Annotated in this window: 22 protein-coding genes; 21 read left to right on the forward strand and 1 reads right to left on the reverse strand. The window is 73.9% G+C overall.

Annotated features, from left to right (window positions below):
- The first annotated feature begins 3 nt into the window (after positions 1-3).
- From prcB to hisF, 5 genes are all read left to right on the forward strand, one after another.
- Positions 4-846, forward strand: coding sequence for a proteasome subunit beta (prcB, locus tag CUD01_RS04680; protein ID WP_094179942.1), 843 nt, complete (start codon positions 4-6; stop codon positions 844-846).
- The gene (gene prcA, locus CUD01_RS04685) at positions 843-1541 is read left to right on the forward strand and encodes a proteasome subunit alpha (RefSeq protein WP_094179943.1); all 699 of its coding nucleotides are present in this window, start codon (positions 843-845) and stop codon (positions 1539-1541) included. Before prcB ends, prcA begins: the two co-directional genes overlap by 4 nt.
- Positions 1541-2902 carry a Pup--protein ligase gene (gene pafA, locus CUD01_RS04690; protein WP_141319133.1) on the forward strand — a complete coding sequence of 454 codons (1362 nt, stop codon included), beginning with the start codon at positions 1541-1543 and terminating at the stop codon, positions 2900-2902. The genes prcA and pafA overlap by 1 nt, the downstream gene beginning before the upstream one ends.
- Positions 2903-3031: 129 nt before the next feature.
- Positions 3032-3910: an FKBP-type peptidyl-prolyl cis-trans isomerase gene (locus CUD01_RS04695; protein WP_141319135.1), complete on the forward strand. Its 879-nt coding sequence runs from the start codon at positions 3032-3034 to the stop codon at positions 3908-3910.
- Entirely contained in the window at positions 3907-4677 is a 771-nt protein-coding gene (hisF, locus tag CUD01_RS04700) for an imidazole glycerol phosphate synthase subunit HisF (protein WP_094179946.1), read from the forward strand. Before CUD01_RS04695 ends, hisF begins: the two co-directional genes overlap by 4 nt.
- A 28-nt stretch (positions 4678-4705) precedes the next feature.
- On the opposite strand, the gene CUD01_RS04705 is transcribed toward hisF, so the two are convergent.
- Positions 4706-5353, reverse strand: coding sequence for a TIGR03085 family metal-binding protein (locus CUD01_RS04705; RefSeq protein ID WP_141319137.1), 648 nt, complete (start codon positions 5351-5353; stop codon positions 4706-4708).
- Positions 5354-5470: 117 nt separating this feature from the next.
- Between CUD01_RS04705 and CUD01_RS04710 the strand changes: the two genes are divergently transcribed.
- The 16 genes from CUD01_RS04710 to pyk all read left to right on the forward strand — a co-directional run bounded on the left by CUD01_RS04710 (position 5471) and on the right by pyk (position 26201).
- Complete coding sequence (locus CUD01_RS04710) at positions 5471-7414, forward strand: ABC transporter ATP-binding protein (protein WP_141319139.1); 1944 nt, start codon at positions 5471-5473, stop codon at positions 7412-7414.
- Positions 7411-9243 (forward strand): ABC transporter ATP-binding protein, encoded by a 1833-nt coding sequence (locus tag CUD01_RS04715; protein WP_141319141.1) that lies wholly within the window; start codon positions 7411-7413, stop codon positions 9241-9243. Before CUD01_RS04710 ends, CUD01_RS04715 begins: the two co-directional genes overlap by 4 nt.
- 92 nt (positions 9244-9335) lie before the next feature.
- Positions 9336-9707 carry a phosphoribosyl-AMP cyclohydrolase gene (hisI, locus tag CUD01_RS04720; RefSeq protein WP_141319143.1) on the forward strand — a complete coding sequence of 124 codons (372 nt, stop codon included), beginning with the start codon at positions 9336-9338 and terminating at the stop codon, positions 9705-9707.
- Positions 9704-11272: an anthranilate synthase component I gene (locus tag CUD01_RS04725; RefSeq protein WP_141319145.1), complete on the forward strand. Its 1569-nt coding sequence runs from the start codon at positions 9704-9706 to the stop codon at positions 11270-11272. Before hisI ends, CUD01_RS04725 begins: the two co-directional genes overlap by 4 nt.
- Positions 11265-11885: a Trp biosynthesis-associated membrane protein gene (locus CUD01_RS04730; protein WP_141319147.1), complete on the forward strand. Its 621-nt coding sequence runs from the start codon at positions 11265-11267 to the stop codon at positions 11883-11885. Before CUD01_RS04725 ends, CUD01_RS04730 begins: the two co-directional genes overlap by 8 nt.
- Before the next feature lie 145 nt (positions 11886-12030).
- Positions 12031-12336: an HGxxPAAW family protein gene (locus CUD01_RS04735; protein WP_141319149.1), complete on the forward strand. Its 306-nt coding sequence runs from the start codon at positions 12031-12033 to the stop codon at positions 12334-12336.
- Positions 12337-12340: 4 nt separating this feature from the next.
- Positions 12341-13180: a DUF4190 domain-containing protein gene (locus tag CUD01_RS04740; RefSeq protein ID WP_141319151.1), complete on the forward strand. Its 840-nt coding sequence runs from the start codon at positions 12341-12343 to the stop codon at positions 13178-13180.
- An 8-nt stretch (positions 13181-13188) separates the two neighbouring features.
- On the forward strand, positions 13189-13632 hold the full coding sequence (locus CUD01_RS04745) for a DUF2752 domain-containing protein (protein WP_141319153.1): 444 nt from the start codon (positions 13189-13191) through the stop codon (positions 13630-13632).
- Between the two features lie 91 nt (positions 13633-13723).
- A complete protein-coding gene (locus CUD01_RS04750; protein WP_141319155.1) occupies positions 13724-14353 on the forward strand; it encodes a DUF4190 domain-containing protein in 630 nt (209 codons plus the stop codon).
- Positions 14354-14494: 141 nt separating this feature from the next.
- Positions 14495-15307, forward strand: a complete 813-nt coding sequence (gene trpC, locus CUD01_RS04755) for an indole-3-glycerol phosphate synthase TrpC (protein ID WP_094182141.1) — start codon at positions 14495-14497, stop codon at positions 15305-15307.
- A 23-nt stretch (positions 15308-15330) separates the two neighbouring features.
- A complete protein-coding gene (gene trpB / locus CUD01_RS04760; protein WP_141319169.1) occupies positions 15331-16590 on the forward strand; it encodes a tryptophan synthase subunit beta in 1260 nt (419 codons plus the stop codon).
- Between the two features lie 38 nt (positions 16591-16628).
- A complete protein-coding gene (gene trpA, locus CUD01_RS04765; protein ID WP_141319165.1) occupies positions 16629-17465 on the forward strand; it encodes a tryptophan synthase subunit alpha in 837 nt (278 codons plus the stop codon).
- A 50-nt stretch (positions 17466-17515) separates the two neighbouring features.
- Positions 17516-18454: a prolipoprotein diacylglyceryl transferase gene (gene lgt / locus CUD01_RS04770; RefSeq protein ID WP_218023835.1), complete on the forward strand. Its 939-nt coding sequence runs from the start codon at positions 17516-17518 to the stop codon at positions 18452-18454.
- Positions 18455-18632: 178 nt separating this feature from the next.
- Positions 18633-23192: a glutamate synthase large subunit gene (gene gltB, locus CUD01_RS04775; RefSeq protein WP_141319157.1), complete on the forward strand. Its 4560-nt coding sequence runs from the start codon at positions 18633-18635 to the stop codon at positions 23190-23192.
- Entirely contained in the window at positions 23185-24654 is a 1470-nt protein-coding gene (locus CUD01_RS04780) for a glutamate synthase subunit beta (protein WP_141319159.1), read from the forward strand. The genes gltB and CUD01_RS04780 overlap by 8 nt, the downstream gene beginning before the upstream one ends.
- Positions 24655-24773: 119 nt before the next feature.
- On the forward strand, positions 24774-26201 hold the full coding sequence (pyk, locus tag CUD01_RS04785; RefSeq protein WP_094179957.1) for a pyruvate kinase: 1428 nt from the start codon (positions 24774-24776) through the stop codon (positions 26199-26201).
- Positions 26202-26258 lie beyond the last annotated feature (57 nt).

Here is a 26258-nt window from a genome sequence, read left to right on the forward strand (position 1 = left end):
TCCATGACGCACCCTGACCCGCTCGCGTCGGGCCGGCTCCCGGCCGCGTTCATGACCCCGGGCTCGTCGTCGTTCGTCGACTTCCTCGCGGCTCACGCACCCTCGCTCCTGCCCGGCAACCGTCCGCTCGTCGGGGCCGAGCAGGTCCACGCGCCGCACGGCACGACGATCGTGTCGGTCGTGTGCTCGGGCGGCATCGTGATGGCGGGCGACCGTCGCGCGACGATGGGCTCGATGATCGCGAGCCGCGAGATCGAGAAGGTGTTCCCGGCCGACGAGTACTCGGCGGTCGGCATCGCCGGGACCGCGGGCCTCGCGGTCGAGCTCGTCCGGCTGTTCCAGCTCGAGCTCGAGCACTACGAGAAGATCGAGGGCAGCCTCCTGTCCCTCGACGGCAAGGCGAACCGGCTGTCGACGATGATCCGCGGCAACCTGGGCCTCGCGCTGCAGGGCCTGGCCGTCGTGCCGCTGTTCGGCGGGTTCGACCTCGAGCGCGGCATCGGCCGGATCTTCTCGTACGACGTGACGGGCGGCCGGTACGAGGAGCACGACCACCACGCGGTCGGGTCGGGCTCGGTGTTCGCGCGCGGCTCGTTGAAGAAGCTGTGGCGGCCCGGGCTGGCGCCGGCCGAGGCGGTGCGCGTCGCGGTCGAGGCCCTCGTCGACGCCGCGGACGACGACTCCGCGACCGGCGGTCCGGACACGACCCGCCGCATCTGGCCGGTCGTCGCGACCGTGACCGAGTCCGGCTACCTGCGGGTGCCGGACGCCGAGCTCGAGCAGGTCGCCGAGGCCGTCGTCGCGGAACGCCGCGCACTGCACGCACGAGGGGGTGAGCGCGCGTGAGCATGCCGTTCTACGTCTCGCCCGAGCAGCTCATGAAGGACCGCGCGGACTACGCGCGCAAGGGCATCGCGCGCGGGCGCAGCGTCGTCGTGGTCCAGTACGACGAGGGCATCGCGTTCGCGACCGAGAACGCCTCACGCGCGCTGCACAAGGTCTCGGAGATCTACGACCGCATCGCGTTCGCGGCGGTCGGCAAGTACAACGAGTTCGAGAACCTGCGCGTCGCGGGCGTGCGGTACGCCGACCTGCGCGGGTACTCCTACGACCGCGAGGACGTCACGGCCCGCGCGCTCGCCAACGCGTACACCCAGACGCTCGGCACGGTGTTCACCACCGAGTCGAAGCCGCTCGAGGTCGAGCTCGTCGTCGCCGAGGTGGGCCGCACCGCGGAGGGCGACCAGATCTACCGCCTGACGTACGACGGCTCGGTCGCCGACGAGCACGGCTGGGTGGTCATGGGTGGGCAGGCCGAGCGGCTGGGCACGCTCGTGGGCGACGCGTGGCGGCCGGGGATGACGCTGCCGCAGGTGCTGCAGCTCGCGGTGCGTGCGCTGGGCTCGCCGGCCGACGACGGCGGCGAGCAGCGCGCGATCCCCGCGGCACAGCTCGAGGTCGCCGTGCTGGACCGGACCCGTCCGCGCCGCGCGTTCCGCCGCCTGGCGGGGCCGCTGCTGGAGGACCTGCTGGAGGGCTGATGGACAAGCGGATCTTCGGCCTCGAGACGGAGTACGGCGTCACGTGCGCCGCGACGGACGGGCGGGGGCTGTCGGCCGACGAGGTCGCGCGGTACCTGTTCCGCAAGGTCGTGGCGTGGGGACGCTCGTCGAACGTGTTCCTGCGCAACGGGTCGCGGCTGTACCTGGACGTGGGCTCGCACCCCGAGTACGCGACCGCGGAGTGCGACGACGTGCGCCAGCTCGTCACGCACGACCGTGCGGGTGAGCGCATCCTCGAGGGGCTCGTCGCGGACGCGCAGCAGCGGCTCGAGCACGAGGGGCTGCCGGGCACCATCCACCTGTTCAAGAACAACACCGACTCGGCCGGCAACTCCTACGGCTGCCACGAGAACTACCTCGTGCGCCGGCAGGGCGACTTCGCGCGGCTGTCGGACGTGCTGGTCCCGTTCCTCATCACACGCCAGGTGCTGACGGGCGCGGGCAAGGTCCTCGCGACCCCGCGCGGCGCGGTGTACTGCCTGTCGCAGCGCGCCGACCACATCTGGGAGGCCGTCTCGAGCGCGACCACGCGTTCGCGCCCCATCATCAACACGCGCGACGAGCCGCACGCGGACGCCGAGCACTTCCGGCGCCTGCACGTGATCGTCGGCGACTCCTCGATGTCGGAGTCCACGACGATGCTCAAGGTCGGCGCGACCGACCTCGTCCTGCGCCTGATCGAGGCCGGCATCCCGATCCGTGACCTGTCGCTCGAGAACCCCATCCGCGCGATCCGCGAGATCAGCCACGACATGGCGGGCACCGCGCCGGTCACGCTCGCGAACGGGCGCACGGTCACCGCGCTCGACCTGCAGGAGGAGTACCTGGCGCGCGTCAGCGACTTCGTCGCGCAGCGCGGCGGCGGGTCGCCGCAGGACAAGCAGGTCCTCGAGCTGTGGGGGCGCGGGCTGCACGCGCTGCGCACGGGCGACCTGTCGCTCGTCGAGCGCGAGCTCGACTGGGTGATCAAGTACCGGCTGATCGAGCGCTACCGGGCGAAGCACGACCTGCCGCTGTCGGACGTGCGGGTGCAGCGGCTCGACCTGGCCTACCACGACATCTCGCGCACCGAGGGCCTGTACAACCTGCTGGCGGCCAAGGGGCTCGTCGAGCGGCTGACGACCGACCTCGAGGTGTTCGAGGCGACGAGCGTCCCGCCGCAGACGACGCGCGCCAAGCTGCGCGGCGACTTCGTGCGTGCCGCGCAGGAGGCGCGTCGTGACTACACGGTCGACTGGGTGCACCTCAAGCTCAACGACCAGGCGCAGCGCACCGTGCTGTGCAAGGACCCGTTCCGCAACGTCGACGAGCGTGTCGAGAGGCTCATCGAGTCGATGTGACGTCCCGCGCGCTGGTCGGGCCCACCGGGTGGACGCCGTAGAGTGTCGGCCGGCCACCGCCGGGTGAGCCGCGGGCGGAACGCGGTGGCAGCAGCGGGCGGACGGGCGACGACGAGAGGACGACGGCAGGTGCGAGGACTGCGAGGCGCACTGGCCGCCGCGTGCGTGGCGACGCTCGCCCTGGCCGGGTGCTCGGACCCCGAGCAGGTCCCGCCGGACGTCGTCGTCACGGGTGACGCGGGTGTCGCACCCACGCTGACGTACGTCGCGCCGCTGCAGGTCACCGAGACGTACCGCGAGACCGTGTGGCAGGGGACCGGACCCGCGCTCGTCGACGGCGACCCCATCCTCATCGACTACTGGCTCGAGAACGCCTCGGACGCGACGCTCGTGCGCGACAGCTTCTCGGGCAGCCCCCGCTCGCAGGTCCTCACGCGCGCCGACCTGGGCGCTGACCTGTACGAGACGCTCAGCGGCCAGCGCGTCGGGGCGCGGCTGCTGCAGGTCGCGCCCGCGTCCGAGCGCGGTGACGAGTACCCGACCGCGACGGTCGTCGACGTGCTGCCGACCCGCGCGGAGGGCAGCGCGGTCGAGCCGCTCGAGGGGTTCCCGGCGGTCGGCGAGACGAAGAGCGGCGCGCCGACGTTCACGCCCGTGGAGTCCAAGCCGCCGGCGACCCTGCGCGTGCAACCCGTGCTGCGGGGCACCGGTCGTCAGGTGGTCGCGAGCGACACGGTGACCGTGCAGTTCACCGGCTGGGCGTGGACGACGGGCGAGGAGTTCGACTCGACGTGGTCGTCGGGCGGTCTGCCCCTGTCGTTCTCGCTGCAGGACGTGCCGGCGTGGCAGGAGGGCCTCGTCGACCAGCCGGTCGGCAGCCGCGTCATGCTCATCGTGCCGCCGTCGTACGCGCTCGGTGTGACCCAGAGCGAGGAGCTCTCGGGTCAGACCGTCGTGTTCGTCGTGGACATCCTCAACGCCCGCACCCCCGGAGGGACCGCCCCGTGAGCCTCGCCCTGCGCGTCATCCCGTGCCTCGACGTCGACGCCGGCCGCGTCGTCAAGGGCGTGAACTTCGAGAACCTGCGCGACGCGGGTGACCCGGTCGAGCTCGCGCACCGGTACGACGCGGAGGGTGCCGACGAGCTGACGTTCCTGGACGTGTCCGCCTCGTCGGGCAACCGCGAGACGACGTACGACGTGGTGCGCAGGACGGCCGAGGAGGTGTTCGTCCCGCTGACCGTGGGCGGGGGCGTGCGCTCGGCCGACGACGTGGACCGGCTGCTGCGCGCGGGCGCGGACAAGGTCGGGGTGAACACCGCGGCGATCGCCCGCCCCGAGCTCATCGGCGAGATCGCCGACCGGTTCGGCTCGCAGGTGCTCGTGCTGTCGGTCGACGCGCGGCGGGTGACCGGTGACGTGCGCACGGACTCGGGGTACGAGGTCACCACGCACGGCGGCCGGCGCGGCACCGGGATCGACGCGGTCGCGTGGGCCGCGCGCGCCGCGGAGCTGGGCGCGGGGGAGATCCTGCTCAACTCGATGGACGCCGACGGCACCACGTCGGGCTTCGACCTCGAGATGCTGCGCGACGTGCGGGCCCAGGTCCGGGTGCCGCTCATCGCGAGCGGCGGGGCGGGCACGCCGCAGCACTTCGTCGAGGCCGCGCGGGCGGGTGCCGACGCGGTGCTCGCCGCGAGCGTGTTCCACTTCGGCACGCTCACGGTCGGTGACGTGAAGCAGGCGCTGCGCGAGGCGGGCATCACCGTCCGCTGACGCGTCGGGGCGCGCGGACGCCGGGTCGTCAGGGGAGCGGGAGCGCCCGCGCGAGCGCGGCGACGTCCGCCTCCTCGCCCTGCACGACGAGGTCCGTCGCGGCACCGCGTCCCGAGACCCACAGCAGCAGGTCGCCCGCACCGCCCCGGACGACGACCGTGCCGTGGTCGCCGCGCGGCTTGCGCACCCGGGCGCGCGGACCGTCGGGGCGCACGAGGACGAGCCCGACGGGGACGCGCAGCGTGCGGGCGCGGGCGAACCGGGTCGCGTCGTGCCACAGCGCGTCGACGAGGGCGGGGTCCAGCGGGCGCTCGTGCGCCACGCCGTCGCCGCGGCGCACGTCCTCGCCGTGCACGTAGAGCTCGACCCGGTTCGCGGCGTCGCCCGCGAGGGCCAGGGGGTGCCAGCGCGACGGCCCCGCCTCGACGCGGTCGACGAGCGCGGCGTAGCCGGCGTCGTGCATCGCGGTGTCGGCGAGCTCGGCGACCGCGCGCTCGGCCACGTCCGTGAGCCGCGGCGCGGCGATCCCGAGGCCGACGCGCGCCGAGCTCTCACGCAGCACGACGTGCGCCGCCAGGTGCCGGGCCTGCCATCCGTCGCACAGCGTCGGCGCGTCCGGCGGGACGGCCCGCAGGGCCTCGACGAGGTCGGCGCGCAGCACGGGATGCCAGGTCATGCGCGTCATCGTGCCACCGGTCCGGGCGCCTCGCGTGGTGAGCGCTGCCCCGGGCAAGCTGTCGGACGTCCGTGAGACGATGACCGTCCCCCTCCTCCCCACCGGAAGGCCTTCGCCATGCCTGCGCCCCGCTCGTCGTCGACGCCGACGCAGTCCGGGGCGATGCGCCTGACGGGGTCGACCTCGCGGCGTGCGGTCACGCTCGTCTGGCGGGGGATGCGGGCCCACCCGTGGACGTACGTCGCCGCCGTGGGCACGTCGGCGGTGTTCGGTGCCACCACGGTCGTGCTCAGCCGCGCCCTCGGCTGGGCGACGGACGACGTGGTGGTCCCCGCGCTCGCCGGCGACGAGGCCGCGCAGGGGCGCATCTGGTGGGCGGGCGGCGTCGTCGCGCTCGTCGCGGTGACCCTCGCGCTCGGTGTCGCGGGCCGGCGCATCTTCGCCGGCATCGGCTACGCGCAGATCCAGGAGGACCACCGCCTGCGCGTCACCCGCCAGTACCTGCGGCTGCCCATGTCGTGGCACCGCCGGCACCCGACGGGCCAGCTGCTGTCCAACGCGGGTGCGGACGTCGAGGCCGCGACGTCGGTGTTCAACCCGTTGCCGTTCGCGCTCGGCGTCGTGGTGATGCTCGTCGTCGCGACCGTCGCGCTGCTGCGCACCGACGTGTGGCTCGCGCTGGCGGCGCTCCTGGTCGTGCCCCTCGCGATCGTGGCGAACGCCTGGTTCCAGCGCCGCATGTCGCCCGCGATCACGCACGCGCAGCAGCTGCGTGCCGAGGTCGCGGACGTCGCGCACGAGAGCTTCGAGGCCGCGCTGCTGGTCACGTCGCTCGGCACGCAGGCGCGTGAGGAGCGGCGCTTCGCGGAGCGGTCCGGCGCGCTCGCCGACGCGAACGTGCGGGTCGGCGTGGTGCGTGCCTTCTTCGACCCGGTGATCGACCTGCTGCCGAACGTCGGGACGCTCGCGGTCCTCGTCGTCGGGACGTGGCGCGTCGCCGAGGGCGACATCGGCACGGGCGACGTCGTCGCCGCGGCGTACCTCCTGACGCTGCTCGCGGTACCGGTCCGCGCGTTCGGCTGGGTGCTGGGCGAGGTGCCCCGCGCGCTCGTCGGCTACGACCGTGTCGCGCGCGTGGTCGACAGCCGTGGCGCACTGCCCGAGGGCGACGCCCCCTGGGCCGGCACCGGCGCGGGCGCGCGCGTCACGTTCGACCACGTGACGCGGCGCGTGGAGACCGCTCAGGGACCGCTCACGCTCGTGGACGACGTCGACCTCGACGTCGAACCCGGGCGGGTGGTCGCCGTCGTCGGCCCGACGGGTGCGGGCAAGACGAGCCTGGTCGCGCTCGTGTCACGGCTCGCGGACCCGGACGTCGGCGCGGTGCGCGTCGACGGGGTGGACCTGCGGGACCTGGCGCCCGACGCGCTGGCCGCGCACGTCGCGCTCGTCGCGCAGCACGCGTTCGTGTTCGAGGACACCGTGCGTGGCAACGTGACGCTCGCGGACGCCGACGACCCCGCGGCGCCCTCCGACGACGAGGTGTGGGACGCGCTGCGCGTCGCGCGCGTCGACGGCGTGGTCCGCGAGCTGCCCGGCGGGCTCGACGCGCACCTCGGTGAGCGCGGTGCGAACCTGTCCGGCGGCCAGCGGCAGCGGCTCGCGCTCGCGCGTGCGCTCGTGCGCCGGCCGCGTGTGCTCGTCCTCGACGACGCGACCTCGGCCGTCGACCCCCGGGTCGAGCTGGAGATCCTGCGCGGGCTGCGCGGCGCGGCCGGCCGCCAGGGCCCGACCGTCCTGCTGGTGGCGTACCGCATGTCCTCGGTGCTGCTGGCCGACGAGGTCGTGCACCTCGACGGCGGGCGGGTCGTCGACCGCGGGACGCACGCGGAGCTGCTGGCGCGCGACCCGGGCTACCGCGACCTCGCGACCGCGTACGAGCGCGAGAGCGAGCGTCGCGCCGCGCAGGACTGGGACGACGCACCCGACGACGAGCAGGGTGACGGCCGGTCGGCACCGGCTCCCGGACGGGACGAGCTCGACGAGGTGGACGCACGATGACGACGGCCCCGGCTGACGGCCCGACGCGCGGGCACGCGATGGCGCCCGCCTCCACGCTGGGCGTGCTCGCGACCCTGCGGCGCGGCGTCGAGGTCTCGCCGCGCCTCGTCGAGGGTCTCGGCCTGACCGTCGTGCTCGCGACGTTCGCGGCCGTGGGCCGGGTGCTCGTGCCCGTGGCCGTGCAGCAGACGATCGACACGGGCATTCTCGCCGAGGGTGGTCCGGACGTCCGGCGGGTCGCGGTGCTCGCGGCCGTCGCGGCGCTCGGGCTCGTGCTCGGTGCCCTGTGCTCGGCGGCGGTGAACATCCGCCTGTTCCGCTCGAGCGAGGCCGGCCTGCTGCAGCTGCGCACGCGCGCGTTCCGGCACGTGCACGACCTGTCGGTGCTCACCCGGGGCACGGAGCGCCGGGGCAGCCTCGTCTCGCGGGTCACCTCGGACGTGGACACGATCTCGCTGTTCGTGCAGTGGGGCGGGATCATGCTGCTCGTCTCGGTGCTGCAGATCATCGTCGCGACCGTGCTCATGGCGGTCTACTCGTGGCAGCTCGCGCTGCTGGTCTGGCTGGGCTTCGTGCCGCTCGTCATCGCGCTGCAGCCGCTGCAGAAGCGCGTGAACGCGCGCTACTCGACCGTGCGCGAGAAGTACGGCGCGATGCTCGGTGCGGTGTCCGAGTCCGTCGTCGGGGCCGAGACGATCCGTGCGTACGGCGTCGCGGCGCGCACGCAGCGGGCGACCGACGCCGCGATCCGAGCGACACGGCGCGCGATGGTGCGGGCGCAGACCCTCGTCGCGGCGGTGTTCTCCTCGGGTGTCCTGACCGCCAACCTCGTGCTCGCTCTCGTCGTCGTCGCCGGCACGTCGCTCGGCGTCGCGGGGGACCTGACGCCGGGCCGGCTGCTCGCGTTTCTGTTCCTCGTGCAGCTGTTCACCGGGCCGGTGCAGATGGCCACGGAGATCCTCAACGAGCTGCAGAACGCGGTCGCGGGCTGGCGGCGCGTGCTCGGCGTGCTCGAGACGCCCGTCGAGATCGCGGACCCCGTCGACGGCGCGACGAGCGCGCGCGGTCCCGCGCACGTCGAGCTGCGCGGCGTGGGCTTCGCGTACCCGGACGGCCCGCCGGTGCTGCACGGCGTGGACGTGACCGTCCCCGCGGGGACGTCGCTCGCCGTGGTCGGTGCCACCGGCTCGGGCAAGACGACGATCGCGCGGCTCGTCGCGCGGCTCGTCGACCCGACGCACGGCCAGGTGCTGCTCGACGGCACGGACCTGCGCGCCGTGCGGCACGCCGACCTGCGCCGCCGCGTCGTGCTGGTGCCCCAGGAAGGGTTCCTGTTCGACGGCACCCTCGCGGAGAACATCGCGTACGGCCTGCGTCGCGACGACGACCCCGCGTGGGCGCCGCCGGCCGACGACCCCCGCGTGCGGGACGCCGTCGACGCGCTCGGGCTCGGGCCCTGGGTCGACGAGCTGGGCGCCGGGCTCGACACGCCCGTCGGTCAGCGCGGCGAGTCCCTGTCGGCGGGTGAGCGCCAGCTCGTCGCGCTCGCGCGGGCGTACCTCGCCGACGCCGACCTGCTGCTGCTCGACGAGGCGACCTCGGCGGTCGACCCGGCCACCGAGGTGCGGCTCGCGCGTGCGCTCGCCGGCCTGACGGCGGGGCGCACGACCATCACGATCGCGCACCGGCTGTCGACGGCCGAGGCCGCGGACGCCGTGCTCGTCGTCGACTCGGGGCGGGTGGTCGAGCACGGCCCGCACGACGCGCTGCTCGTCGCCGGCGGGCTGTACGCGACCATGCACGGGGCGTGGGTCTCGCAGACGCGCTGACGCGTCCCGACGCCCGTGGACGCACCGCCGACGGCGTGCGGCGCGGTGGACGCGGCCCCGGGCGGGCGGCCCGGGCGTGGCAGGATTCTCCGGTGCCCACCCTGGACCCCGCAGTCGCGTCGCGTCTCAAGCGCGACGACCACGGCCTCGTCGCCGCGATCGTGCAGCAGCACGACACGCGCGAGGTGCTCATGCTCGGCTGGATGGACGACGAGGCGCTGCGCCGCACGCTCACGTCCGGTCGCGTGACCTTCTGGTCCCGCTCGCGCCAGGAGTACTGGCGGAAGGGCGACACGTCCGGCCACGTGCAGCACGTGCGGGGGGTGCGCATCGACTGCGACGGCGACGCGCTGCTCGTCGAGGTCGACCAGGTCGGCGCCGCGTGCCACACCGGCGCCCGCACGTGCTTCGACGCGGGTGGCCCGCTGCCCGTGACGGTCGACGAGGCGGAGGACGGACGATGAGCGCCGGGACCTCGCCGACGCCGGACACCGCCCCGCAGGTCCCGTGGGGCACCACCTGGCCGACGCTCGACGGTTTCCGTGACCTCGCGCGCGACCGGCGCGTCGTGCCGGTCGTGCGCCGTCTGCTCGCGGACGACGTGACGCCGGTCGGCCTCTACCGCACGCTCGCGGCCGGGCGCCCCGGCACGTTCGTCCTCGAGTCCGCCGAGGCGGACGGGACGTGGGCGCGCTGGTCGTTCGTCGGCGTGCGGTCCCGCGCCACGCTCACGGTGCGCGACGGCCAGGCGGTGTGGACGGGCGACGTCCCGGTCGGAGTCCCGACGAGCGGCGACGTGCTCGACGTCCTCGGAGACACCCTCGACGTGCTGCGCACACCGGTCCTGCCCGGCCTGCCGCCGCTGACCGGTGGGCTCGTCGGCGCGCTCGGGTGGGACGTGGTGCACCACTGGGAGCCGACGTTGCCGCGCAAGGCCCCCGAGGAGCTGGACGTCCCCGAGGTCACGCTGCTGCTCGCGACCGATCTCGCGGTCGTCGACCACCAGGACGGGTCGGTGTGGCTCGTCGCGAACGCCATCAACTTCGACGACACCGACGAGCGCGTCGACGAGGCGTACGCGGACGCGGTGGCGCGGCTCGACGCGATGCAGGGCTCGCTGCTGCACCCGGCGCCGTCCGCGGTCGCCGTGCTCACCGACGCACCCGAGCCCGAGCTGCGGTTCCGCACGACGCGCGAGGAGTTCGACCAGGCCGTGCGCTTCGGCAAGGACGCGATCCGCGACGGCGAGGTGTTCCAGGTCGTCATCTCCCAGCGCCTCGACCTCGACTGCCCGGCCGAGCCGCTCGACGTGTACCGCGTGCTGCGCACCATCAACCCCAGCCCGTACATGTACTACCTGCAGCTGCAGGACGCGGACGGGCACGACTTCGCGGTCGTCGGGTCGAGCCCCGAGACGCTCGTGAAGGTCGACGACGGGCACGTCACGACGTTCCCGATCGCCGGCTCACGGCCGCGCGGCGCGACGCCGGAGGAGGACCGCGCGCTGGCCGACGAGGTGCTCGCCGACCCCAAGGAGCGCGCGGAGCACATCATGCTCGTCGACCTCTCGCGCAACGACATGGTCAAGGTGTGCGAGCCGACGAGCGTCGAGGTCGTGGAGTTCATGGCGGTGCGCCGGTTCTCGCACATCATGCACATCACCTCCACGGTCGTCGGGCGCCTGCGTGCCGGGGCGACCGCGCTGGCCACCCTCATGGCGACGTTCCCGGCGGGCACGCTCTCGGGTGCGCCCAAGCCCCGGGCGATCGCGCTCATCGACGAGGTCGAGCCGGCCCGCCGCGGCATCTACGGCGGGACGGTCGGGTACTTCGACTTCGCGGGCAACATGGACATGGCCATCGCGATCCGCACGGCGCTGATCCGCGACGGGCGCGCGTCCGTGCAGGCCGGCGGCGGGATCGTCGCGGACTCCGTGCCCGAGCTCGAGTACCTCGAGTCCCGGAACAAGGCGCAGGCCGCGGTGCGCGCCGTCCAGGTCGCGTCCCGCCTGCGACGCGCGGATGTCTGACCGTTCCCGTCGTCCGGGCCGCGGGCGCGCCGCCGTGCTCCTGCTGCTCGCGGCCGCGCTGACCGGGCTCACGGCGCTCGTCCCGTGGCTCACCGTCGAGACCGTGACCGTGCTCGGCGAGCCTCGCACCGTCACGGTGGCCGGCTCGTCGGCCGCGCCGTCGCTCGTCGCCGTCACGCTCGTGCTGCTCGCGGCCGCGGGTGCCGCCGCGCTCGTCGGGCGCGCCGGACGGTGGGTCGTGGTGGGCGTGGTCGCGCTGGCCGGTGCGCTCGTCGTCGTCGACGGCGTCGGGGTGCTGCGGTCGCCCGGTTCCGCGGCCGCCCCGAGCGTCGCCGACGAGCTCGGGGTCGAGCGCGTGGTCGAGGACGTCGCGGTCTCGGCCTGGCCGTGGGTCGCCGTGGTCGTCGGGGCGCTGGTCGTGCTGCTCGCGGTCTGGCTCGCGCGGGCGAGCGCCTCGTGGGCCGTCGGCCGCCGCCACGAGGGCGCGTCGACGACCGTGCCCGCCGGCGGTGCCGCGCCCGCGCCGCTCGACGAGCGTGACCAGTGGGACGCGCTGACCCGCGGCGACGACCCGACCGACGGTCCGGACGGGCCCGGGCGGCAAGGCCCCTGACGCGGCGCGGCGAACCCTTTCGCGTGGTCCGCACGCCTCCGCCGGGTGACTGCCGGGCTGTGGTCCGCGTCGCAGCGGACGTGCCGGGGCGCGAGGTCGGGCGCACGCTAGGGTGAGCGGCGAACCTCGTACGGAAGGGTCGACGATGGCCGACAACACCCTCGCGCACCGCGCGCAGAACCCCACGACCACCGAGGCGGTGCACCTGCCGCCGACGGCCCCGCCGACGAACCACGGCCACACCGTGGCGGCCTGGACCACCACGTGGGTCGTGGTCGGTGGCGCCGTCATCGCCGCGCTGGCGATGGTCTTCGCGCAGGTGTGGCTCTTCTGGGTCGGAATCGGTGTGTGCGTGCTCGGCCTGGTCGGCGGCAAGGTCCTCCAGGTCCTCGGCTACGGCCAGGGTGGTGCCGCGACGCTCGCTCGCCAGAAGGCGCGCGGGGGCCACTGATCCGATGACCTCCTCCGTGCCGCCCGCGCCCGACGAGCCGCGCGACCCGTCCGCGCCGTCCGAGCCGCTCGAGCCGTCCGCGCCCGCCGAGCCGGGTGCGGACGCGCCGTCGTCGGCACAGGAGGACGGCGGCACGGGCGCGATCGAGCCGGACGCGACGGGGTACACCCCGCCGTCGTACGAGGCTCCGCCCGCGTACGTCGCGCGGCCGGCCTACGAACCGCCCGCGACGTTCGGCGTGCCCTCGGGCGCGACCCCCGCGTCCGCGGTATCGCCGCCGTCGTCCGACGAGCCCGATGGCCCCGCCGAGGGCACGCCGGCCGGGAGCACGCCGGCCGAGAACGCGCCCGTCCCCCCGGCTGCGCAATCGGGCGGGCCGGAGGTGCCGCTGTACGGCACGCCGCCGGAGCCCGCGGACAACCCCTATGCGGCCCCGCCCGCATACGGCACGCCGCCGGCCGCACCGCCCGCCTACGGCGGCGCGCCCTCCTACGGCACCCCGCCGGCGGGCCCCGCGTACGGTGCGTCGCAGGGCCCGTACGGGGCGTGGCCCACCGACCCCTACGCGACCCCGCCGCGGACGTCGAGCCCGCAGGCGACCTGGTCGCTCGTGCTCGGGATCCTCGGCATCGTCCTGGCGTGCGGGTGCTCGTTCGTCGGCTTCGCCGCCGCGGTGCCCGCGATCCTGCTCGGCAACCGCGTCAAGTCGGACGCGGCGCGCGGCCTCGTCGTCGCGAACGTCTCGGTCGCGCGTGCGGGTGTGATCCTCGGCTGGGTGGGCGTGGGTCTCGCGCTCCTGCGCACGCTCGGCTACCTCGCCTCCGTCACCCAGAACTCGATGTAGCGGTCGCCATGGACGCGCCGGTCGTCGATCCCCACGTCGCCGCGACACCCGCTCCGGCGCGTCGTCGGCGCGCCTGGCGGGGGCCCGCGCTGGCCGCCGGGGTCGTGCTCGTCGGGACCGCCGCCGTCGCACTGCGGGACCCGCACGTGTCCGGGAGCTACGGGTACTGCCCGCTCTACGCGGCCACGGGCCTGTTCTGCCCGGCCTGCGGCGGGCTGCGCGCGACGCACGACCTCGCGCACGGCGACCTCGCGGCCGCGTGGTCCATGAACCCGCTGTGGGTCGCCCTCGTCCCCGTCGTCGTGGCTCTGTGGGTCTGGTGGGCCGTGCGCGTCGCGCGCGGGCGGGCGGCGCCCCTGCTGCCGTCCTGGTCGGCGTGGCTGTTCCTCACGCTGCTCGCCGTGTTCGGCGTGCTGCGCAACCTGCCCGGCCTCGAGGCGCTCGCCCCCTGACCGCCTCGTCCTGCGCGGAGAACGGGGTCCGGCCTGGCAGAGTTACCCCAGCACGTCCGACACCCGCACCACGACCGACTGGAGCACCGCGATGAGCACGCCCGACCAGCCGACCGAGCCGCAGCAGCCGAGCGAGCCGGCGTCGCCGTACGCGCCCCCGCCCGCGGGGTCGTCGGGAGAGCAGACGTCGCAGCCCACGCCGGCCGCCGACCAGCCGCCGGCGTACGGGCAGCCGCCGGCCTACGGGCAGCCGCCCGCGGACCAGCCGCCCTCGTACGGGCAGCCCCCGGCGTACGGCCAGCAGCCCTACGGCCAGGCTCCGGCGTACGGCCAGCAGCCGTACGGGCAGGCTCCGGCGTACGGCCAGCAGCCGTACGGCCAGGCCCCCGCGTACGGCCAGCAGCCCTACGGCCAGGCTCCGGCGTACGGGGGGTACCCCGGGTACGCCCCGGGCGCCTACCCCAAGAACAGCCTCGGGGTGTGGTCGCTCGTGCTCGGCATCGCGAGCATCGTGCTGTGCGGTCTCTTCTCGGGCATCCCGGCGATCATCATCGGCAACAACGCGAAGCGCGCGGTCGCCGCGGGGGAGGCCGACAACGCCAGCCTCGCGACGGGGGGCGTGGTGACGGGCTGGATCGGCACGATCCTCTCCGTGGTCGGGGTCGCGTTCTTCCTGCTCCTCGTGATCGTGGCGCCCGACAGCACGGTCCGGACCTACTGACCACGCCCGCGGGGGACCCGGTCCACCAGTCGGGCCGTGGTCCGGGTCACTCCGCGGCGCCTCTACGATGACCGGGGGAGGGCCTCGCACGGCGGTGCGGCGGCGGGTCCACCCGGGACGCGAACGAGGGGTGTGGTGGCCATGAGCGTGCTCGACGAGATCGTCGCGGGGGTCCGGGAGGACCTCGCGGCCCGGGAGGCGCGCACTCCGCTCGCCGAGGTCAAGGAGCTCGCGGCGCGCCGCGAGTCGGCCGTCGACGCGGTGGCGCGTCTGCGCGTCGAGGACGCGGTGACCGTCATCGCCGAGGTGAAGCGCTCGAGCCCGTCGAAGGGTGCGCTCGCGCAGATCTCCGACCCGGCGGCGCTGGCCGCGGAGTACGAGAAGGGTGGCGCGGCCGCGATCTCGGTGCTGACCGAGGAGCGTCGCTTCAACGGCTCGCTCGCGGACCTCGACGCGGTACGGGCGCGGGTCGACATCCCGGTGCTGCGCAAGGACTTCATCGTCACGCCGTACCAGGTGTGGGAGGCGCGTGCGCACGGGGCGGACGTGTGCCTGCTCATCGTCGCGGCGCTGGAGCAGACCGTGCTCGAGTCGCTCGTCGAGCGGGTCCACTCGCTCGGGATGACGGCGCTGGTCGAGGTGCACGACGAGGACGAGGTCGCGCGCGCGGTCGACGCGGGCGCCCGGGTCATCGGCGTCAACGCCCGTGACCTGCGCTCGCTCGAGGTGGACCGCGGCACGTTCGCCCGCGTCGCGCCCCGGATCCCGTCCGACATCGTGAAGATCGCCGAGTCCGGCGTGCGCGGCCCGCACGACGTCGTCGACTACGCGCGCGCCGGCGCCGACGCGGTGCTCGTCGGCGAGGCCCTCGTGACGGACGACGCCCCGCGGCAGTCGGTCGCGGACCTCGTCGCGGCCGGCGCCCACCCGTCCCTGCGTGCGGTGCGCCAGTGACCGGCCTCGACAGCGGCCGTCCGCTGGTCCCCGGCCAGGAGCCCCGGCTCGGGTCGCTCGCGACGCACGTCGGCCCGTACTGGGGTGACTTCGGTGGGCGGTACGTGCCGGAGGCGCTCATCGCGGCGCTCGACGAGCTCGACACCGCCTATCACAAGGCGCTCGCCGACCCGGCGTTCGGTGCCGAGCTCGCCCGCCTGCACCGCACGTACACCGGGCGCCCCAGCCCGCTGACGGAGGTGCCGCGGTTCGCGGCGCACGTCGGTGGCGGCGCGCGCGTGTTCCTCAAGCGTGAGGACCTCAACCACACCGGCTCGCACAAGATCAACAACGTGCTCGGCCAGGCGCTGCTCGTGAAGCGTCTGGGCAAGACGCGCGTGATCGCGGAGACGGGTGCCGGGCAGCACGGCGTCGCCACCGCGACCGCCGCGGCGCTCCTGGGCCTGGAGTGCACGGTGTACATGGGCGAGGAGGACACGCGCCGCCAGGCGCTCAACGTCGCCCGGATGCGGCTGCTCGGTGCCGAGGTCGTCCCGGTGACGATCGGCACGCGCACGCTGAAGGACGCGATCAACGAGGCGCTGCGCGACTGGGTCGCGAACGTCGAGACGACGCACTACCTGCTCGGCACGGTCACGGGCCCGCACCCGTTCCCGGAGATGGTGCGCGACTTCCACAAGCTCATCGGCGAGGAGGCGCGCGCCCAGCTTCTCGGCGAGATCGGGCGACTGCCCGACGCCGTCGTCGCGTGCGTGGGGGGCGGGTCGAACGCGATGGGGATCTTCAACGCGTTCCTGGACGACGCCGACGTGCGGCTGTTCGGCTTCGAGGCGGGCGGACGCGGCCTGGGTCCCGGCGACCACGCGGCGCGGTTCTCGGGCGGGGCCCCAGGCGTGCTGCACGGCGCGCGCTCGTACCTGCTGCAGGACGAGGACGGGCAGACCGTCCCCAGCCACTCGGTCTCCGCCGGCCTCGACTACCCGAGCGTCGGCCCCGAGCACTCGTGGCTGCACGACATCGGCCGCGCGACGTACCTGCCGGTCTCGGACGTCGAGGCCATGGACGCGTTCCGGCTGCTGTGCCGCACCGAGGGGATCATCCCCGCGATCGAGTCCGCGCACGCCCTGGCCGGGGCGATCCAGCTCGGTGCGCAGGCGGCGCAGTGGTCCGACGAGCCCGTGCTCCTGGTGAACCTGTCGGGGCGCGGCGACAAGGACGTGGCCACGGCCGCGCGGTGGTTCGGCCTGCTGGACGCGGGCGACGAGAGCGAGGGAGACCGGTGAGCGGCGGACGGACGACGAGCCCAGCACCCACCAGCCCGGTGCCCACGAGCGCGGGCGCCACGACGGGGCCGCTGCTCGACGGTCTCGCGGCCCAGGGCCGCGCGGCGCTCGTCGGCTACCTCCCGGTCGGCTACCCGTCGGTGGCCGGCTCGGTCCAGGCGGTGCGCACGATGGTCGACGCGGGTGCCGACGTGGTCGAGCTCGGCATGCCGTACACCGACCCGGTGATGGACGGCCCGGTCATCCAGCGCGCCGTCGACCACGCGCTGCGCGGCGGGACGCGTGTGCGCGACACGCTCACGGCCGTCGAGCAGGTCGCGGGCCGCGGCGCCCCGGTGCTCGTGATGACGTACTGGAACCTCGTGCTGCGCTACGGCGTCGAGGCGTTCGCACGCGACCTCGCGGCGGCGGGCGGCGCGGGCCTCATCACGCCGGACCTCGTGCCCGACGAGGCCGGCGCGTGGATCGCGGCGTCCGACGAGCACGGTCTGGACCGGGTCTTCCTGGTCGCCCCCAGCTCGACGCCCGAGCGCCTCGCGAGCACGGTGGCCGCCTCCCGCGGCTTCGTCTACGCGGCCTCGACCATGGGCGTGACCGGGGAGCGCGCCACGGTCGGCTCGCGCGCCGAGCAGCTCGTCGCGGACACGCGCGCGGCGGGTGCGGACCGCGTGTGCGTCGGCCTGGGTGTCTCGCGCCCCGAGCAGGCGGCCCAGGTCGCCTCGTACGCCGACGGTGTGATCGTCGGCTCGGCACTGGTCCGCTCGCTGCTGGACGTGCCCGACGAGGCGACGGGTCTGGACCGGCTCGCGGAGGTCACGGCCGCCCTCGCCGCGGGGGTGCGCTCGGCCGAGCGTCCCGCCGGGGCGTCGCGGTGAGCGCCGCGTCGCTCGTCCTGGCCGCGCCCGCGGGCGGGCTCGTCGACGGCGTGCGCGCCGCGATCCCGAGCCCGTCGCAGGGTGTGTGGTACCTGGGGCCGCTGCCGCTGCGCGCGTACGCGATCGCGATCCTGCTGGGCATCGTCGCGGCGGTCCTCCTCACGCAGCGCCGGTGGGAGGAGCGTGGCGGCGACCGGGACCAGGTCGTCGAGATCGCGTTCTGGGCGGTGCCGTTCGGGATCGTCGGCGGCCGGATCTACCACCTGGTGACGTCGCCCGACGCGTACTTCGGTGAGGGCGGCGACCCGTGGAAGGCGTTCGCGATCTGGGAGGGCGGGCTCGGCATCTGGGGCGCGGTCGCGCTCGGCGCGGTCGGCGCGTGGATCGGGTGCCGGCGTCAGGGGGTGCGGCTCGCGCCGTTCGCTGACGCGCTCGCCCCCGGTCTGCTGGTCGCCCAGGCGATCGGGCGGCTCGGCAACTGGTTCAACCAGGAGCTGTTCGGCGGTCCGACGACGCTGCCCTGGGGCCTGCGCGTCGACGACTCGGTCGCCGAGACGGCGGGGTACGCGGCGGGGACGCTGTTCCACCCGACGTTCCTGTACGAGCTGCTCTGGAACCTGGCCGGTGCCGCGCTGCTGGTGTGGGCGGACCGCAGGTTCCGCCTCGGGCACGGCCGCGTGTTCTGGCTGTACGTCGTCGTGTACACCTCGGGCCGCGTCTGGATCGAGGCGCTGCGCATCGACCCTGCGCACGGCTTCCTCGGCCTGCGCCTCAACGTCTGGACGTCCATCCTGGTGGGCGTCGGAGCGCTGGTAGCGTTCGTGGTGGTCGGGCGTCGGCATCCCGGACGCGACACGACCGTCCTGCTGGATCCGTCGCCGGAACCCTCCGAGCAGCAGATCTCCCAGCAGGAGGACGTCCCACAGGACGCGGGCACCGACTCGGCGGCCGTCCCTGTGGACGACGAGGACGGTCATCCGGCCCGTTGACGACGGGACCGGACCGGCCCCGCACGTGGCCGATCTCTATGATCCGAGTCACACAGGGCGATGCGGCCACCCGTCGAGGCGGGTTGTATCGTCGCCCACCACAAGGGCCGACGACGTCCCGATCCCCCCAAGTTCGTGCGAGCCCCGGTCCGGCCGGGGCACTGTGAGGACGGTAGCGATGACGTCGCCCAGCGGTCTGCCGAGCACGTCGCTCGACCACGCGGCGTACCCCCTGTACGACCCGTCGGCTGAGCACGACGCCTGCGGCTTCGCGTTCGTCGCGACGCTGCGCGGGACGCCCGGGCGCGACATCGTCGACGCCGGGCTGACCGCGCTGCTCAACCTGGACCACCGCGGCGCCGTGGGTGCCGAGGAGGACTCCGGCGACGGCGCCGGCATCCTCACCCAGATCCCCGACGCGTTCCTGCGGGACGTGGTCGACGCGGAGCTGCCCCCGGTCGGCTACTACGCGATCGGCATGGCGTTCCTGCCGCAGGACGAGGCCGAGCGCACCGCGGCGGTCGCCGCGATCGAGGCGGTCGCCGCCGAGGAGAAGCTCGACGTGCTGGCGTGGCGCGACGTCGTCGTGACCGCGGACCTGGTCGGTCCCACGGCGCGCGCGTCGATGCCGGTGTTCCGCCAGCTCGTCGTCGCGGACCCGTCGCGCGAGCTCGCCGGCATCGACCTCGACCGTCGGGCGTACCGCCTGCGCAAGCGGGCCGAGCGGGAGCACGGGGTGTACTTCGCGTCGCTCTCGGCGCGCACGATCACCTACAAGGGCATGCTGACCACGGCGCAGCTCGAGCCGTTCTTCGCGGACCTGTCCGACCCGCGCTACGCCTCCGAGATCGCGCTGGTCCACTCACGGTTCTCGACGAACACGTTCCCGTCGTGGGAGCTCGCGCAGCCGTTCCGGATGATCGCGCACAACGGCGAGATCAACACCGTCCGCGGCAACCGCAACTGGATGGCGGCGCGCGAGGGCATGCTCGCGTCCGACGAGCTCGGCGACCTGACGCCGCTGCTGCCGGTGTGCACGCCCGGCGGCTCGGACTCCGGCAGCTTCGACGAGGTGCTCGAGCTGCTGCACCTGTCGGGCCGCTCGCTCCCGCACTCGGTGATGATGATGATCCCCGAGCCGTGGGAGAACCACGCGCAGATGGACCCCGCGACGCGGGCGTTCTTCGAGTACCACTCGACGCTCATGGAGCCGTGGGACGGCCCCGCCGCGATGACGTTCACCGACGGCACGCTCATCGGCGCGGTGCAGGACCGCAACGGTCTGCGTCCTGGTCGCTACTGGGTGACCGAGGACGGGCTCGTCGTGTGCGCGTCGGAGTCGGGCGTGCTCGACATCGACCCCGCGTCGGTCGTCGCCAAGGGGCGCCTCGAGCCGGGGCTGTTCTTCCTCGTCGACACCGGCCAGGGCCGGATCATCGCGGACGCCGAGGTGATGTCCCAGCTCGCCGCGCAGCGGCCGTACGCGCAGTGGGTCGAGGAGAACTCGGTCTACCTCGAGCAGCTCCCGGAGCGCGAGCACGTCGCGCACTCGGCCGCCTCGGTGCGCCGCCGCCAGCGTGCGTTCGGGTACACGGAGGAGGAGCTCAAGATCCTCCTGACGCCCATGGCAGCGACGGGCGCCGAGCCGCTCGGCGCGATGGGCTCGGACACGCCGGTCGCGGTGCTCTCGCAGCGCCCGCGGATGCTGTTCGACTACTTCACGCAGATGTTCGCGCAGGTGACGAACCCGCCGCTGGACGCGATCCGTGAGGAGCTCGTCACCGCGATCGGCGGCGCGATCGGCCCGGAGCCGAACCTGCTGGCCGACGGGCCCGAGCACGCGCGCAAGCTCGTCCTGCCGTTCCCGGTGCTGGACAACGACCAGCTCGCCAAGATCGTGCACGTCGACAAGGAGCCCCGGCACGGGTTCCGCACGACGACGATCCGCGGCCTGTACCGGGCGTCCGGCGGGGGAGCGGCGCTCGAGGCCCGCCTCGAGGAGATCTTCGCCGAGGTCGACCGCGCGGTCGCCGAGGGCGTGAGCTTCGTCGTGCTGTCCGACCGCAACTCGGACGCCGAGCTGGCGCCGATCCCGTCGCTGCTGCTCCTGAGCGCGGTGCACCACCACACGCTGCGCCGTCACACGCGCACGCAGATCTCGCTCGTCGTCGAGGCGGGCGACGTGCGCGAGGTGCACCACGTCGCGCTGCTCATCGGGTTCGGCGCGGCCGCGGTGAACCCCTACCTCGCGATGGAGACGGTCGAGGACCTGTCGCGGCACGGCTACCTCGGCGAGGTCACGCCCGAGAAGGCCGTCAAGAACCTCATCAAGGCGCTCGGCAAGGGCGTCCTGAAGGTCATGTCGAAGATGGGCATCTCCACGATCGCGTCCTACCGCGGTGCGCAGGTGTTCGAGGCGATCGGTCTGTCCCAGGCGCTCGTCGACCGGTACTTCACGGGCACGACGAGCCGGCTCGGCGGCATCGGGCTGGACGTCATCGCGGCCGAGGTCGCCGCGCGGCACGCCGACGCGTACCCGGCGTCCGGCAACCGCCAGCCGCACCAGCGGCTCGCGGTCGGCGGCGAGTACCAGTGGCGTCGCGACGGCGAGGACCACCTGTTCGACCCGGAGACGGTCTTCCGCCTGCAGCACTCGACGCGCACGCGCCAGATGGACGTGTTCCGCCAGTACACGCAGCGCGTCGACGACCAGGCGAAGCGGCTGATGACGCTGCGCGGTCTGCTCGCCTTCAAGGAGGGCGTGCGCGAGCCCGTCCCGCTCGACGAGGTCGAGCCCGTCAGCGCGATCGTCAAGCGGTTCAGCACGGGCGCGATGTCCTACGGCTCGATCTCGGCCGAGGCGCACGAGACGCTCGCGATCGCCATGAACCGCCTCGGCGCGAAGTCCAACACGGGCGAGGGTGGCGAGGACCCGGAGCGGCTGCACGACCCGGAGCGGCGCTCCGCGATCAAGCAGATCGCCTCGGGCCGGTTCGGCGTGACGTCGGAGTACCTGACCAACGCGGACGACATCCAGATCAAGCTCGCGCAGGGCGCGAAGCCCGGCGAGGGCGGTCAGCTGCCGGGTCACAAGGTGTACCCGTGGGTCGCCAAGACGCGGCACTCGACGCCCGGCGTGGGACTCATCTCGCCGCCGCCGCACCACGACATCTACTCGATCGAGGACCTCGCGCAGCTCATCCACGACGCGAAGAACGCGAACCCGCGCGCCCGGATCCACACCAAGCTCGTCTCCGAGTTCGGCGTGGGCACGATCGCCGCGGGCGTCGCCAAGGCGCACTCGGACGTCATCCTCATCTCGGGTCATGACGGTGGCACGGGTGCGAGCCCGCTCACGTCGCTCAAGCACGCGGGGACGCCGTGGGAGATCGGCCTGGCCGAGACGCAGCAGACGCTCGTCCTCAACGACCTGCGTGACCGCGTCGTCGTCCAGGTCGACGGGCAGCTCAAGACCGGCCGTGACGTCGTGATCGGCGCGCTGCTCGGCGCGGAGGAGTTCGGCTTCGCGACCGCTCCGCTCGTCGTGTCCGGCTGCGTCATGATGCGCGTCTGCCACCTCGACACCTGTCCGGTGGGCGTCGCGACGCAGAACCCGGAGCTGCGCGCGCGGTTCACGGGCAAGCCCGAGTTCGTCGAGGCGTTCTTCGAGTTCATCGCGACCGAGGTGCGCGAGCACCTGGCCGCGCTCGGTTTCCGCACGCTGGAGGAGGCCGTCGGCCACGTCGAGCTGCTCGAGACGCGCACGGCGATCGAGCACTGGAAGGCCGAGGGCCTCGACCTGGAGCCCGTGCTCGCGGTGCCTCAGCCCAAGCCGGGCTCGGCGCTGCACCACACCAAGAACCAGGACCACGGCCTGGAGCGCGCGCTCGACAACCGGCTCATCGCGCTGTCGGCGGACGCGCTGGAGCGCCGCGAGCCCGTGCGGATCTCGCTGCCCGTGCGCAACGTCAACCGCACGGTCGGCACGATGCTCGGGCACGAGGTCACGCGCCGCTTCGGCGGCGAGGGCCTGCCCGACGACACGATCGACGTCACGCTCACGGGCTCGGCCGGCCAGTCGTTCGGCGCGTTCGTCCCGCGCGGGATCACGCTGCGGCTGTTCGGCGACGCGAACGACTACGTCGGCAAGGGCCTGTCGGGTGGCCGCGTCATCGTGCGGCCCGACCGCAGCGCGGTGCTCTCGTCGAGCCACAACGTGATCGCGGGCAACGTGATCGGCTACGGCGCGACGTCCGGCGAGGTGTTCCTGAGAGGCCTGACCGGCGAGCGGTTCGCGGTGCGCAACTCCGGCGCGACGCTCGTCGTCGAGGGTGTGGGCGACCACGCGTGCGAGTACATGACCGGCGGGACCGTCGTCGTGCTCGGACGCACGGGCCGCAACTTCGGCGCCGGCATGTCGGGTGGCACCGCGTACGTACTCGACCTGCAGACCGAGCTCGTCAACACCGACGCGGTCCGCACGGGCGAGCTCTCCCTCGCACCGCTCGACGACGAGGACGCCGCGGTCGTCGGCGACCTGCTGCACCGCTACGCCGAGGAGACCGGCTCGCCGGTCGCGGCCGAGCTGCTCGAGGGTGACTGGCGCTCACGCTTCACCCGTGTCCTGCCCACCGAGTTCTCGCGCGTCCGGCGTGCGCTCGCGCAGGCCGAGGCCGACGGCCTCGACCCGACGGCGCCCGGCGTGTGGGACCAGATCCTGGAGGTGGCGCGTGGCTGACCCCCGTGGCTTCCTGAAGGTGCGCGAGCGCGAGCTCCCGCCGAACCGCCCCGTCGAGGTGCGCCTGCGCGACTGGAAGGACGTGCACGCCCACCTGCAGGACGGCCAGCCCTTCCTCAAGGAGCAGGCCGGCCGCTGCATGGACTGCGGCATCCCGTTCTGCCACAACGGCTGCCCGCTCGGGAACCTCATCCCCGAGTGGAACGACCTCGTGTGGCGCGGGCAGTGGGCGGACGCGATCCAGCGCCTGCACGCGACCAACAACTTCCCGGAGTTCACCGGGCGCATCTGCCCGGCGCCGTGCGAGTCGTCGTGCGTGCTGGGCATCAACCAGCCGCCCGTGACGATCAAGAACGTCGAGGTCTCGATCATCGACGAGGCCTTCGCGCGCGGGCTCGTGACGCCGCAGGTGCCGCAGCGCCTGACCGGTCACACGGTGGCGGTCGTCGGGTCCGGCCCGGCCGGTCTGGCCGCCGCGCAGCAGCTCACGCGCGCCGGTCACACCGTCGCGGTGTACGAGCGCGACGACGCCGTCGGCGGACTCCTGCGGTACGGCGTGCCGGACTTCAAGCTCGAGAAGGTCCACATCGACCGTCGCGTCGCGCAGATGGAGGCCGAGGGCACGCGGTTCCGGCCCAACGTCGAGATCGGCCGCGACGTGACGTGGGCGCAGCTGCAGGCCCGTTACGACGCGATCGTGATCGCCACCGGTGCGACCGTGCCGCGCGAGCTGCGCGTGCCGGGCACCGAGCTGGACGGCGTGATGTTCGCGATGGACTTCCTGCACCCGGCGAACGCCGCGGCGGCTGGCAGGACCGTCGAGGGTCAGGTCACGGCCGAGGGCAAGCACGTCGTCATCATCGGCGGCGGCGACACGGGCTCGGACTGCCTCGGCACCGCGCTGCGCCAGGGCGCTGCGTCGGTCACGACGCTCGCGATCGGCAAGAAGCCGCCGACGGACCGGCCCGCGCACCAGCCGTGGCCCACGGACCCGATCCTGTTCGAGGTGTCGTCGTCGCACGAGGAGGGTGGCGAGCGCGCCTACCTCGCCTCGACGGTCGGCTTCCTGCCCGACGAGACGGGCACGCGCGTCGCGGGCCTGCGCCTGGCGACCACGGAGTACCTGCCCGACGGTCGCCGCGTCCCGACGGCCGGGACCGAGCGGGACATCCCGGCGGACCTCGTGCTGGTCGCGATGGGCTTCACCGGGCCCGAGACGCAGGCCGTCGTCGAGCAGCTCGGCGTCGAGATCACGCCGCGCGGCACGTTCGCCCGGACCGACGACTTCGCGACCGCCGTGCCGGGCGTGTTCGTCGCGGGGGACGCGGGCCGCGGCCAGTCGCTCGTCGTGTGGGCGATCGCGGAGGGCCGCGCCGCGGCCGCCGCGGTGGACACGTATCTGTCCGGTGCGACCGAGCTGCCGCGCCCCGTCGAGGCCGACACGGTGGCGCTGCGACCCTGAACCCCACCCCCAGCCCGGCGAGTCGTCCAGACACGCCGGGTCCACTACCGGGACGCCGCCCTGACCTGTCAGGACGTTCGGACCGGCCAGACATACCCGAAAGGCATAGGCTCGCCTTCATGCGTAGAGCAAAGATCGTCTGCACCCTCGGCCCGGCCACGGAGTCGCTCGACATGATCCAGGCGCTGGTCGACGCCGGCATGGACGTCGCGCGCATCAACCGCAGCCACGGCGAGCCCGAGGAGCACGCCAAGGTCATCCAGAACGTCCGCGCCGCCGCGCAGGCCTCGGGCCGGTCGGTCGCCGTGCTCGTGGACCTGCAGGGTCCGAAGATCCGTCTCGGCCGCTTCATCGAGGGCGGTCACGACGTGGCCGTCGGCGACACGCTGGTCATCACGACCGACGACGTCGAGGGCACCAAGGACCGCGTCTCCACGACGTTCAAGGGCCTGCCGGGCGACGTGAAGCCGGGCGACCCGATCCTCATCGACGACGGCAAGGTGCTCGTGCGCGTCGTCGAGGTCGACGGGACGGACGTCGTCACGCGCGTCGAGGTGCCGGGCCGTGTCTCCAACAACAAGGGCCTCAACCTGCCCGGCGTCGCCGTGTCGGTGCCCGCGCTGAGCGAGAAGGACGAGACCGACCTGCGCTGGGGCCTGGCGCAGGGCGCGGACTTCATCGCGCTGTCCTTCGTGCGCAACGCCGCGGACTACGACCGCGTGCGCCAGATCATGGAGGAGGAGGGCCGGGTCGCCCCGGTCATCGCCAAGATCGAGAAGCCGCAGGCGGTCGAGAACCTCGCCGAGATCGTCCAGGCGTTCGACGGCATCATGGTCGCCCGCGGTGACCTGGGCGTCGAGCTGCCGCTCGAGCAGGTGCCGCTCGTCCAGAAGCGTGCGGTCGAGCTCGCCCGCCGCAACGCGAAGCCGGTCATCGTCGCGACGCAGGTGCTCGAGTCGATGACGACGAACCCGCGGCCCACCCGCGCCGAGGCGTCCGACTGTGCCAACGCCGTCCTCGACGGTGCCGACGCGGTCATGCTCTCGGGCGAGACCAGCGTGGGCGACTACCCGATCGAGACGGTGCGCACCATGGCGCGCATCATCGAGGCGACCGAGCAGCTCGGCCGTGAGCGCATCGCGCCGCTCGGCTCCACGCCGCACACGCGTGGTGGTGCGATCACCCGCGCCGCCGCCGAGATCGGCGAGCGGATCGGCGTGAAATACCTCGTGACGTTCACGCAGTCCGGTGACTCGGCACGTCGCATGTCGCGCCTGCGCTCGCCCATCCCGCTCCTCGCGTTCACGCCGGTCGAGTCGGTGCGCAACGTCCTGTCGCTGTCGTGGGGCACCCAGACGTACCAGGTGCCGCAGGTCGCGAGCACCGACGAGATGGTCGACCAGGTCGACAAGACGCTGCAGGCGCAGGGTCTCGCCGAGACGGGCGACTACGTGGTGGTCGTCTCCGGGGCGCCCGTGGGCGTCGTCGGGTCGACGAACTCGATCGTCGTGCACAAGATCGGCGACGAGTCCGACCGCGTCGCCTGACCGGTCGCAGCCTGACGCCGGCCCGCCGCGCCGCCCTTCACGGGTGGTCGCGGCGGG

It is taken from the genome of Cellulomonas uda (genome assembly GCF_006538705.1).
Lineage (GTDB): Bacteria > Actinomycetota > Actinomycetes > Actinomycetales > Cellulomonadaceae > Cellulomonas > Cellulomonas uda.